This is a genomic window from Pseudoalteromonas sp. Z1A6 (genome assembly GCF_011378745.1).
GTDB classification, from domain to species: Bacteria; Pseudomonadota; Gammaproteobacteria; order Enterobacterales; family Alteromonadaceae; genus Pseudoalteromonas; species Pseudoalteromonas arctica.
Genome location: NZ_WTKW01000123.1, coordinates 1 through 11,436, shown reverse-complemented (window position 1 = coordinate 11,436; position 11,436 = coordinate 1). Strand labels below are relative to the sequence as shown.

At 40.0% G+C, this 11,436-nt stretch carries 16 protein-coding genes; 12 read left to right on the top strand and 4 right to left on the bottom strand.

Annotated elements, in window-relative coordinates; all coding sequences use genetic code 11:
* Nucleotides 1-768 (top strand): hypothetical protein (locus GQR46_RS09705; protein WP_206009523.1); only part of this gene is annotated, 768 nt, incomplete at its 5' end.
* A 208-nt stretch (nt 769-976) separates the two neighbouring features.
* On the opposite strand, the gene GQR46_RS09700 is transcribed toward GQR46_RS09705, so the two are convergent.
* From GQR46_RS09700 to GQR46_RS09685, 4 genes are read right to left on the bottom strand one after another with little or no spacing between them, the layout of a single operon-like run.
* Complete coding sequence (locus GQR46_RS09700) at nt 977-1,399, bottom strand: hypothetical protein (RefSeq protein WP_165728440.1); 423 nt, start codon at nt 1,397-1,399, stop codon at nt 977-979.
* A 1-nt stretch (nt 1,400) separates the two neighbouring features.
* Entirely contained in the window at nt 1,401-2,588 is a 1,188-nt protein-coding gene (locus GQR46_RS09695) for a VWA domain-containing protein (protein ID WP_165740822.1), read from the bottom strand.
* Between the two features lies 1 nt (nt 2,589).
* Nucleotides 2,590-3,438, bottom strand: a complete 849-nt coding sequence (locus GQR46_RS09690) for a MoxR family ATPase (RefSeq protein ID WP_165740821.1) — start codon at nt 3,436-3,438, stop codon at nt 2,590-2,592.
* A gap of 52 nt (nt 3,439-3,490) precedes the next feature.
* Entirely contained in the window at nt 3,491-3,730 is a 240-nt protein-coding gene (locus tag GQR46_RS09685) for a DUF1653 domain-containing protein (RefSeq protein ID WP_165728443.1), read from the bottom strand.
* Nucleotides 3,731-3,790: 60 nt separating this feature from the next.
* On the opposite strand from GQR46_RS09685, the gene GQR46_RS09680 reads away from it, so the two are divergent.
* From GQR46_RS09680 to rpoS, 11 genes are all read left to right on the top strand, one after another.
* Complete coding sequence (locus GQR46_RS09680; protein ID WP_165740820.1) at nt 3,791-4,270, top strand: DUF2947 domain-containing protein; 480 nt, start codon at nt 3,791-3,793, stop codon at nt 4,268-4,270.
* A 74-nt stretch (nt 4,271-4,344) separates the two neighbouring features.
* Complete coding sequence (locus GQR46_RS09675; RefSeq protein ID WP_165740819.1) at nt 4,345-4,986, top strand: hypothetical protein; 642 nt, start codon at nt 4,345-4,347, stop codon at nt 4,984-4,986.
* 31 nt (nt 4,987-5,017) lie between these two features.
* Entirely contained in the window at nt 5,018-5,305 is a 288-nt protein-coding gene (gene ftsB / locus GQR46_RS09670) for a cell division protein FtsB (RefSeq protein ID WP_007584772.1), read from the top strand.
* A complete protein-coding gene (gene ispD, locus GQR46_RS09665) occupies nt 5,295-5,996 on the top strand; it encodes a 2-C-methyl-D-erythritol 4-phosphate cytidylyltransferase (protein WP_165740818.1) in 702 nt (233 codons plus the stop codon). The genes ftsB and ispD overlap by 11 nt, the downstream gene beginning before the upstream one ends.
* On the top strand, nt 5,993-6,490 hold the full coding sequence (ispF, locus tag GQR46_RS09660; RefSeq protein WP_165740817.1) for a 2-C-methyl-D-erythritol 2,4-cyclodiphosphate synthase: 498 nt from the start codon (nt 5,993-5,995) through the stop codon (nt 6,488-6,490). Before ispD ends, ispF begins: the two co-directional genes overlap by 4 nt.
* Nucleotides 6,487-7,539, top strand: a complete 1,053-nt coding sequence (locus tag GQR46_RS09655; RefSeq protein ID WP_165740816.1) for a tRNA pseudouridine(13) synthase TruD — start codon at nt 6,487-6,489, stop codon at nt 7,537-7,539. Before ispF ends, GQR46_RS09655 begins: the two co-directional genes overlap by 4 nt.
* Nucleotides 7,520-8,284: a 5'/3'-nucleotidase SurE gene (surE, locus tag GQR46_RS09650; protein WP_165740815.1), complete on the top strand. Its 765-nt coding sequence runs from the start codon at nt 7,520-7,522 to the stop codon at nt 8,282-8,284. The genes GQR46_RS09655 and surE overlap by 20 nt, the downstream gene beginning before the upstream one ends.
* Complete coding sequence (locus GQR46_RS09645; protein WP_165728451.1) at nt 8,274-8,912, top strand: protein-L-isoaspartate(D-aspartate) O-methyltransferase; 639 nt, start codon at nt 8,274-8,276, stop codon at nt 8,910-8,912. Before surE ends, GQR46_RS09645 begins: the two co-directional genes overlap by 11 nt.
* A 9-nt stretch (nt 8,913-8,921) precedes the next feature.
* The gene (locus GQR46_RS09640; protein WP_165740814.1) at nt 8,922-9,500 is read left to right on the top strand and encodes a YqaA family protein; all 579 of its coding nucleotides are present in this window, start codon (nt 8,922-8,924) and stop codon (nt 9,498-9,500) included.
* Between the two features lie 41 nt (nt 9,501-9,541).
* On the top strand, nt 9,542-10,366 hold the full coding sequence (locus tag GQR46_RS09635; RefSeq protein WP_165728453.1) for a peptidoglycan DD-metalloendopeptidase family protein: 825 nt from the start codon (nt 9,542-9,544) through the stop codon (nt 10,364-10,366).
* 35 nt (nt 10,367-10,401) lie between these two features.
* A complete protein-coding gene (rpoS, locus tag GQR46_RS09630; RefSeq protein WP_149594147.1) occupies nt 10,402-11,376 on the top strand; it encodes an RNA polymerase sigma factor RpoS in 975 nt (324 codons plus the stop codon).
* Nucleotides 11,377-11,436 lie beyond the last annotated feature (60 nt).

Below are 11,436 nucleotides of genomic sequence, written 5' to 3'. Positions count from 1 at the left end.
TTTCAATTAGCTATTATTATACCAATTTTTTTGTCTATATTTTTTTCAATCACACCAACATGTGAATTAATCGAAAGTAATGATTTTCAACTTTCCTTAAGCTCTTCATCGTTAAAGGAATTCGTGAGTTATTATTCGTTTTCGCTTAGTTTATTACCCTTGGCTGTTATTTTTAGTCTCATAATTATAAGAATTCATAATTCTAAGCAAATAATAAGCCAAACAACACTTAGAAATTATTACGAGCACTGCGAAATATTTGACAAGTATTGTAAGTATCTTGAGAAAAGTTTTGGATTTGAAATTCAACAAAGAGTTTTATACAAATCTCTATTTTCTAAAAGCGCTCAGAAGAGTTATAACACAGAAGTAACTCTCGAAATTGCTCGCTTCTATATAAAAACTACAAATGAGAAGTCAAAGTTTGTAGGTAGTGTCCCTAACTCGGACATTCATACTCCTAAAGTGACTATATATAGTTTAAAACAAGATTATTTGAGAGGTTTTAGATATTATGGAATTTCTTTCCCGACCAAAAATCCATTTTGTTTAAACAAGCTTTTTGAGCTTCATAAAAATCTCATATGTGAGCTGTATCAGTTTGAAGGTATCGATATTAGTTTGGGAGAGCTCAAACCTCTAATTGCAATGCTTTCTACAGCTGAAGAACTATCAAAAAACAGAATAAAAAAACGTTATCCAAAAGGGTTAACTACTTCAGATGACTATGGATCTCCAATATTTATTGATGGCTCCCCATTGAGTTAGATATTTTGATTTGAGGGAGCTATTATTTTTAAACAGTTTTAATTTTTTGGCAATACTTTAATCTAACTCAGCTCTTTTATCGCTCTACTTATCCCATCTAAACTAAGCGCATACATGCGATTGTTCATTAGCTTTTTTATAAAGCCAATTGATTGATAGTACAGCTAATGCTCAACGAGTTATGAATTTAGCCAATCTAGTTTAATTGTTACTCATTTGAGTAAACAACAATTTCATCAGAATTTGGTGATTTATAAAATCCAACATTTTTTGATTGCTTACCCATGAAATCAATAGCATATTTCATCTCTGCAATTGTTCTTACTGTAGAAAATTTATCTTTAAAACATGCTGAGAATTCGTATGTGAAAGATGTTGACTGATCATAACCTCCCAGCTCTAAAAGGTTATATTCAGTAAAAGGATCTGGCCCTAAAATTTGATGAGAGGTAATAAAAGGCACCCTAGAGTCTTGTGATTTCCAATCATTCAAGCATTTAGCTTCAACATTGCTTGCTAATAAATAAATGCTTTCATCCTTTTTAGAGTCACTTATAAAGATAGTAATAAAAACCATATTTATAATAAGTGATGCAAACAAAACTAATTTTAATATATTCCTATTATTCATTTTAACTCAGCTCTTTTATTGCTTTACTTATCCCATCTAAACTCAGCGCATACATGCGGTTGTTCATTAGCTCTTTTATAAAGCCAATTGATTGATAGTACGGCCAGTGTTCAACGGATTGTGGGTTGAGCCAAGCGACTTTATCAAAGTGGTTGGTGACTCGTGATAACCATACACTGCCGGGCTCTTCGTTGTAGTGCTCTACTGAGCCGCCAGGGTAGGCTATTTCGTACGGGCCCATAGTGGCATCGCCAACAAATATTACTTTATAGTCGCTGGTAAATTTGTTAATCAGCGTCATGGTGTCTATTACGTTTGAATGGCGGCGCGCGTTGTCTTGCCAAATGTTCTCGTATAAACAGTTATGAAAGTAGTAAAACTCTAGGTGTTTAAACTCGCTGTGGGCGGCGCTAAATAATTCTTCGCAGGTATGAATGTAGTCATCCATTGAGCCGCCAATATCAAACAGCATCAATACTTTTACGGCATTGTGGCGCTCAGGTGCCATTTTTACATCAAGCATGCCGCCTTGTTTTGCAGTAGCGCGAATAGTCTCGTTTAAATCAAGCGTGTCGCTTGCGCCAGTGCGGGCAAACTTTCGTAACTTTTTAAGGGCGAGTTTAACTGTGCGCGAACTAATTTCTCTGTCGGTGTCGAGGTTTTTGTATTCTCGTTTATCCCACACTTTTACCGCTTGGCGGTTACGGTTGCCGTCTTGCCCTATACGCACACCTTCTGGGTTATAGCCGTATGCACCAAAAGGTGATGTGCCGCCAGTGCCCACCCATTTATTGCCGCCAGCGTGGCGTTTTTGTTGCTCTTCTAAACGCTCTTTTAGGGTTTTCATAAGCTCGTCGAGTCCGCCCATAGCTTTAAGTTGGGCTTTTTCTTCATCGCTTAGGTTTTTTTCGAATTCTTTACGTAGCCAGTCTTCAGGTAAGTTGTGCTGTTGCTTTAAGCTCTCGAGTAAATCGAGGTCAGCAATACCACTAAAATAGTCGCTAAAGGCTTTGTCAAATCGGTCAAAGTGGGTTTCGTCTTTTACCATTATGGTGCGTGCTAAATGGTAAAAGGCGTCTACGTCGGCAAATATAACGCCTTTTTTTAAGGCATTTATTAAATCGAGTAGCTCGCGCAGGCTTACAGGTAAGCGGTATTCACGCAGTTTGAAGAAAAACGCAATCAACATCTTAACGGCGGCTCATAAAGGCTAATTTTTCGATTAGGCTTATGTCCTGCTCGTTTTTAAGCAGTGCGCCAAACATGGGCATTAATCCGCCTTTTTTAGCTTTGTCGTGCAGTGTTTTAGCGTCTATGTCTTCTGCCATAAGCAGTTTAAGCCAGTCGAGTAATTCGCTAGTGGATGGCTTCTTTTTAAGGCCGTTTGCATCGCGTAGGTTAAAAAACACTTCGAGTGCTTGGCGTACTAAATCTTGTTTAACGTTAGGGTAGTGCACGTCAATAATCTGCTGCATTTCATCGCTGCTAGGAAAATCAATATAGTGAAAAAAGCAGCGGCGTAAAAATGCATCCGGCAATTCTTTTTCATTATTAGAGGTAATGATCACAATAGGGCGCTCTTTGGCTACAATGCGCTCATTAGTTTCGTAAACATGAAACTCCATTTTATCAAGCTCAAGTAATAAGTCGTTTGGAAACTCTATGTCGGCTTTATCTATTTCATCAATTAATAGTACTGGGCGTTTACCGTGTAATTCTGCATGAGTAAATGCTTGCCAAAGCTTACCTTTAACAATGTAATTACCAATATTGTGTACACGCTCGTCACCTAATTGACTGTCGCGCAGGCGCGAAACCGCATCGTACTCGTACAAGCCTTGCTGCGCTTTAGTAGTCGATTTTATATGCCACTGAATAAGTACTGTATCTAAGCTTTTAGCTAACTCCTCAGCCAGCATAGTTTTACCTGTGCCGGGTTCGCCTTTAATTAAAAGTGGTTTTTCGAGCATAATGGCCGCATTTACTGCCTGTTTTAGCGAGCTGCTTGCGATGTAATTGTCAGTAGAATTAAATTGCACGGTGTACCCTTGTCTGGTCTGAGGAGTAAGTTATTTTGTTATAATGCCATAGTTAAACGGCAGGTCCAAGGTAGGCAAAACGCGGTATGACCTCTCCATCTTTTTCAATGGTTTCTAAAAACATACTAAGTGGACGTGCCCAGATTCCAAATTCACCATAGAGTGCTTGGTAAATCACAAGTTGTTCCTCGGTTTCGCTATGGGTGGCAACGTGAATAACTTTGTATTGCGGCCCTTTGTAGTGTTGGTACATACCTGGTTTGAGGGAAAGTGGTTTTATTGCTGTAGTCATGTTTTGATCTCTTGTATAATTTGGCTTTGCACTTTTAATGTTAACTAATTTGCCAACACTATGAACTATATTTCTTTAGATGATTACAAAAAGGCGTGGGTTTTTCGCCACAAAGATTTACCTGTATCTGATGAAGACGCAGCAAAAATAAAGCCTATGGGCGATGAGCGTGCAGCCGTACTTTGGACAACCATGGTGAGCCGTGAGTTTGATCACCCAGATTTTTTTGAAGACACCGATTGGTGTGGACAAGAAAAAAGCTTTAGCCAAGAAGTAGATTGGCAAGATGCGTGGGAAAATGGCGATGCGCAACCACCAGAAGCAATCTTAACTTTTTTAGATTGGGAAGCTAATACCACGGTTTATTTTTGTATGGCGCGCGATAATATTATCGAAACGACGTTTGATGTATTTAAACGCAATTGGCAAAACTTTATGTTTTTAGCCGATGGCAGTTTGCTGATTGGTAAAAAGCGTAATACGGTTGTGCAATTTTTAGAATCAGGTAAAGCAAAATTAGGTGAAAAGCCAAGCGCTTAAATAGTGCGCTGCGCTTAAAAAACATTCAATACTGTGTTATAAAACATTTACCTGAATATTTTTGAGTACAGCTATTGGTCGCTAAAAATCAGTCACTTGGTGCTCAGCAGCAAGTTGAAATTTGGCAAACTGATGCACAAAAAGTGTTGTATGCACAATTGTGTAATGCGTTTTATCAGCGTGAGGTTCAGCGATTAGTTGCAGAGCCTAATGCCGAGAAATTGCGCCGCCAGTTAAAAAGCCTACCTTATTATATTGAGCGAGCGGCAACGTTAGTTGCCAATGGTGACACGCCTTTTACGCTTGATGCACAAAACGGGACGTGGCTTGAAAAGCAAAAACCGACTCCACCCGATGTGAATGTTCACGCTAATGAACTTTTTTATCAAACGTACGCCAAAGTGGGGCTTATAGTGCCCGTTATATTACATGGTTACGATCAGGTGCGCCTTAGAATAGACAGCATTGATCAGTTAGGCGAAAATAAGCTGCATTGCAACGAGCTTGGTTGGTTTGATTTTTTAGGAAATGGGTTAGAGCAGCAAAATGCTCAGTTAATAAAGCCAAGTAAAGTGAGTTTAACCGCTGCATGTTGCGGGCATAAGTGGCAATTTTCGAAGCGTTGTATGCCACGGGTTTTATCACTACGTGAAATGCTTTTAGCGGGTAGTATTAATTGGCGCAATTTAAAGCGCCCCTTAGCGTATGAAAGTTAAGGTATTTGGAATTTAAAATAAGGAGTGTTAAATGCGTATTTTTCAAGTTGGCTTACTGTGCTTAGCACTGTTTGTACAATACAGATTATGGTTTGGTCATAATGGCTTACAAGACTACACACGGCTAAAAGGTGCTGTAGCGTCGCATCAAGAAACCAACGAAAAGCTCATTAAACGAAATAAAGTGCTTAAAGCAGATATTGAAGATTTAAAGCTTGGCCAAGAAGGCATTGAAGAGCGTGCACGCAACGAATTGGGAATGATTAAACCGGACGAAACATTTATTCGTGTTTTACCGGGCAAACAATATGACAAATAAACAGACTATTGCTGCAATTGTTCCTGCAGCGGGTGTTGGCAGTAGAATGCAGCACAATGCGCCTAAGCAATACATACAATTAGCCGGTAAAACCATTTTAGAACACACCTTAGCTAAACTTTCTCAATTATCTCAATTACGCACTATTGTTGTTGCCCTTAGCGACAGCGACCCCTATTTTGACGAACTCCCAACACTTGATAAGCGCATTGTTCGCGCCAGTGGCGGTAAAGAGCGTGCAGATTCAGTACTCAATAGCTTACTTTTTTTAGCGCCCAATCCTCCAGCATGGGTGCTTGTACATGATGCTGCGCGTCCGCTAGTTAATATCAGTGATATAGAACGTTTAATTGATGAATGTATACGCGCTGATGAAGGCGGTATTTTAGCTAGCAAAGTAAAAGACACCATAAAACGCGGCCACACTCATGCCCTACAAACTGTGCCACGAGACGATTTATGGCAAGCACTTACCCCGCAGTTTTTTAAATATGACGAGCTTAAAAATGCACTTCAAGGCGCATTAGCAAGTGGGGCAACTATTACAGACGAAGCAAGTGCAATTGAATGGGCGAGTAAGCCAGTAAAGCTTGTAGCAGGTCGCAGCGATAATATTAAAATAACCACGCCAGAGGATTTAGACTTGGCTGGGTTTTTATTACATAAACAACAAAACGAGAGTGCATTATGATACGAATTGGCCATGGTTTTGACGTACATAAATTTGGCGGCGAAGGCCCGTTAACTATTTGTGGTGAAAAAATTGATTATCCACAAGGCTTTTTAGCGCACTCAGATGGCGATGTCGCTATTCATGCATTATGTGATGCTATTTTAGGCTCGCTTGCAATGGGTGATATTGGTAAGCACTTTCCGGATACGGCTAGTGAGTATGAAAATATCGACAGCCGTATTTTACTTCGCCATGTGGTGAGCTTAGCTAAAGAGCAAGGTTATGTAATTGGCAATGGCGATGTGACTATTGTTGCACAGGCGCCAAAAATGCTGCCACACATTCAAGCTATGCGTGCTAATTTAGCCAGCGATTTAAATTGTAACCTTAGCCAAATTAACGTTAAAGCCACTACTACTGAAAAGCTAGGCTTTGAAGGGCGCAGGGAAGGTATTTCGAGCCATGCAGTGGTTATTATGAGTAAAGAGTCTATGAGTACAAAAAACGCATGAGCGATTTAAATTATTTATACGGTGCTCCGCTTTCTAAAGCTGATTTTAAAACCACCGCTGAAGACTTTATGGTTGATGAAGACCTAGGTATAGAATTTACAGGCAGTGGCGAACACGTGTGTTTGCAGGTGGTTAAAAAAGGCGAAAATACGCAATATGTTGCCAAGCTAATTGCGCAGCGTGCGGGTGTTTCACCGCGAGACGTAAGTTACGCCGGCATGAAAGATCGCCACGGTGTGTGCTCACAGTGGTTTAGTGTAAAAGTACCGATTAAAAAGCCTATCGATTTTAGCGATTTAAATAGCGAGAGTATTTTTATTGTGTCGCAACAGCGCCACGACCGTAAATTACGCACGGGCTGCCACAAAGGTAATAAATTTACTATTACGCTGCGTAATGTAACCAAGCCCCTTGATATTTTATGCCGCATTAACGCAGTACGCGCAGGTGTGCCTAATTACTTTGGCGAACAACGATTTGGGCATGGCGGTCATAACTTAGTTATGGCTGAAAAAATGTTTGCCGGTGAGCGCATTCGCGATAAAAAACTGCGCGGTATTATTATTTCAGCAGCGCGCTCTCATGTGTTTAATCAAATAGTAAATTTACGTGTTAAAGAGCATGGTTTAGCTAAAACAATGCACCGTGAAGTATTTATGCTCAGCGGCAGTAATGCATTTTTTGAAGATGCAATTAACGACGAAAACATAGAGCGATTAGCCACTGGCGATATTATGATGTCGGCACCTATGGTAGGTAAAAGTGAAAAAGGCTTAACCGAGCAAGAGAAAGTATGGCTCGAACCATATCAAGCATGGTGTGATGGTTTAGGTGAGCTAGGTCTTAAAAATGAGCGCAGAATGCTGCGTTTAATTCCGCAAAACTTAACGGTTGAGACCATAGATGAAACCAGTTTAAAACTGAGTTTTGGTTTGCCTAAAGGGTGTTTTGCAACCGCATTATTACGCGAGCTGGTGGATTACACAGATGCAAGCCCACGAGAGCGCAAAGAGAAGGATAATGACATAAATGAAGATACTGTTAAGTAACGATGATGGCGTAAATGCTAAAGGCATTGCGGTTTTATATCAGGCGCTTATACAAATTGCAGACGTAACCCTTGTTGCACCTGATCGCAACTGTAGTGGCGCAAGTAATTCTTTAACATTAATGAACCCACTACGAGCGACTACACTCGAAAATGGTTTTATGTCGGTAAATGGCACACCTACTGATTGTGTGCATTTAGGTGTCAATCAGTTAGCTAATGAAAAACCAGACCTTGTTGTTGCTGGCATTAACCATGGTGCCAATTTAGGCGACGATACGCTTTACTCTGGCACCGTTGCAGCTGCAACTGAAGGTCGCCATTTAGGCTTACCTGCAATTGCGGTATCGCTTTGCTCACATAAGGGCGAGCATTTTGAAACAGCCGCTGCTGTTACCGTAAATATTATTAAAGGTTTGGCTTCGCATCCGCTTCCAAAAGATCAAATAATAAATATAAATGTGCCAGATATTCCATTAAGTGAATTAAAAGGGGTGCAAGTAACTCGCCTAGGCGCTCGCCACAAAGCCGAAACCATGACCAAACAAACCGATCCTTGGGGTCGTGATATTTATTGGTATGGATCGCTAGGGACTGAAAGCGATGCAGGAGAGGGGACCGATTTTCACGCTATTAACAATGGCTATGCATCGGTGACGCCATTGAGTGTTGATATGACAGCAAAAGATAGCTTAAAAGCCGTAGGAGACTGGTTAGCCGATTTGGAGATTAATCGTGCTCGCTAATTATACACGCAGTGCAAAAGCGTTATCTGACTTACTAAAGCGTGAAGGCGTTGAAGATACACAAGTACTCAGTGCTATAGCTGACATTCCTCGCCATATTTTTATAGATGATGTGCTAAAACATAAAGCCTATGAAAATACAGCGTTACCTATTGGGCAAGGGCAAACTATTTCTCAGCCTTATATAGTAGCGCGCATGACAGAGTTGCTCCGCTTAGCTGGTGTACGCGATAAAGTATTAGAAATTGGCACTGGCTCTGGCTATCAAACTGCAATATTAGCTAAAACGTTTACTAAGGTTTACTCGGTAGAGCGTATTAAAACACTTCAGTGGCAGGCAAAACGCAGGTTGCAGCAACTCGATTTATATAATGTAACCATGAAGCATGGCGATGGTTGGCAAGGCTGGCAATCACAAGCACCGTTTGATGGTATTATAGTGACTGCTGCGGCCTCTAAAGTACCGCAAGACTTACTTGATCAGTTAGCCGATGGCGGCGTGTTATTAGCCCCAATTGGTGAGAGTGATCAAAAATTAATAATGGTTATCCGCAAAGGCGATAATTATAAAGAGCATGTTATTGCTCCCGTTAGATTTGTGCCGCTAGTACCTGGCGATATTGAATAGGAATTCATTTTGAAGTTGTTTACCAAGTTATACGATATGGCCCTAGTGTGGGCAAAACACCGTCATGCGGAACGTTATTTAGCTGCAATGAGCTTTGCAGAGTCAGTTTTTTTTCCAATACCACCCGATGTAATGCTTGCACCTATGTCGCTTGCGCAACCTAAAAAAGCATGGCGCTTTGCAAGCTTTGCCACAATAGCGTCGGTTTTTGGTGGCATAATTGGCTACTTACTCGGTTTTTGGTTATTCGAACCTGTTGTTGAGCCATTAATTGCACAAATGCACTGGCAAGAAAAGTTTGATATCGCGTTAAATTGGTTTAAAGATTACGGTGTTTGGGTTGTGTTTTTAGCTGGTTTTTCGCCGATACCATATAAAGTATTTACAATTGGCGCAGGTGTTTTGCAAATGGCATTTTTGCCATTTTTACTCGCATCAGCTATTGGGCGCGGTGCACGTTTCTTTTTAGTTTCAGCTTTAATGAAGTGGGGCGGGGCTAAAATGGAAGCAAAATTACGTCAGTATATTGAAATACTTGGTTGGGGATTAGTGGTATTAATTGTACTAGCGTACTTTTTATTGCGTTAAGCGTTAAAAATATCAATTGTCTAATTTGGGAGAAAAATACAATGAATAAACAGTTTTTACTGTATGTGACTATATTTATTAGTATTTTTCTCTTTGGTTGTTCTTCTCGCCATATTCCAGCACCTGTTAGCAGCCTAAATAATAATGTTAATGATTTAGGTCATACTATTAACATTAATGGAAGTAGTTATAAAGTGCAAAGAGGAGATACGCTTTATTCTATCGCTTTTAGTGCCGGGCAGGATTTTAGGTTACTAGCAAAAAACAACTCAATTCCATCACCTTACACCATTTTTCCTGGGCAAAATATCTCCTTAATCCCTAAGCCTGAAAAAATTAAAAGGGATGAAAAATATACGAACTTGAGTAAAAAGTCTATAAAAAACACACAAAAAAATAACATAATATTAAAGAAAGAGCTTGATCCCCCAAAACAACGAGAGTATGTTCAGAAACAAGCCAGTAACAAAGTTAGTAATACTAAACGTTTGTCGAGCAGTAAAGTTAAATGGTCTTGGCCTGCAAAGGGCAAAATTACCAAACGCTTTTCTAATAAGGAAAACGGTTATAAAGGTTTACAGATTACTAATCGCAAAGGGGCTTCAGTCTTAGCTGCGGCACAAGGAACAGTGGTATACGCGGGTAACGCTCTTCGAGGATACGGTAGTTTAATCATATTGAAACATAATGATGATTACCTAAGTGCTTATGCACATAACTCGAAATTACTTGTTAAAGAAAAGCAGAAGGTTAAGGCAGGACAAAAAATAGCAGAAATTGGTAATTCAGAGTCTCCGGTCACCGCGCTTCGTTTTGAAATTCGCTACCGAGGGCAAGCTGTCAATCCTGCTAAATACCTACCCTAATTTTTAGGTATTGATAATTGCTCGGGAGAAGGCTTATGGCTAGCGCAGCAAAACTTGACACACACACTACGACTGACGAAAAATTCGATGACATCGCTGCTGATGAAAGCACAACTCTACTAGATAAAGTAGAAGATGATGAAATTTTTGCTAAAGAAGAAGTCACTAAAAATCTTGATGCAACCCAACTTTATTTAGGCGAAATTGGTTTTTCTCCTTTGCTTAGTGCAGAAGAAGAAGTGTTTTTTTCTCGTAAATCACTTAGAGGTTGTGAAGCCTCACGCAAACGTATGATTGAAAGTAACCTACGTTTAGTTGTTAAAATAGCACGCCGTTACAACAACCGCGGCCTGGCTTTACTCGATTTAATTGAAGAAGGGAACTTAGGTTTAATCCGCGCAGTTGAAAAATTTGACCCTGAGCGTGGCTTTAGATTTTCAACTTACGCTACATGGTGGATACGTCAAACAATTGAACGTGCCATTATGAATCAAACTCGCACCATTCGCTTACCTATTCATGTAGTTAAAGAACTTAATGTTTATTTACGTACAGCTCGAGAATTAACTCAAAAACTTGACCATGAGCCAACAGCTGACGAAATTGCAGCTTGCCTAGATAGACCCGTTGAAGACGTAACTAAAATGCTACGTTTAAACGAAAGAATTGCATCAGTAGACATGCCGATTGGTGGTGAAAACGACAGTGTTTTACTTGATATCATTCCTGATGAAAAAAGTGCTGGCCCTGAAGGCGAAGTACAAAACAATGATATTAATAAGCACATTGTAGATTGGTTAGGTGAATTGAACCCTAAACAACGCGAAGTGTTAGCACGTCGATTTGGATTGCTTGGCTACGAGCCATCTACACTTGAAGATGTAGGCCGCGAAATAGGCTTAACACGTGAACGTGTAAGACAAATTCAGGTAGAAGCATTACGTCGCTTAAAAGACATTTTGCAACAAGAAGGTTTAAGTACAGATAGCTTGTTTAATCAGTTTTCGTAACTGGTTAAATAGTTTAAAAGACTATGTGTGTTAAAAAGCCGAAGAATTTATTCTTCGGCT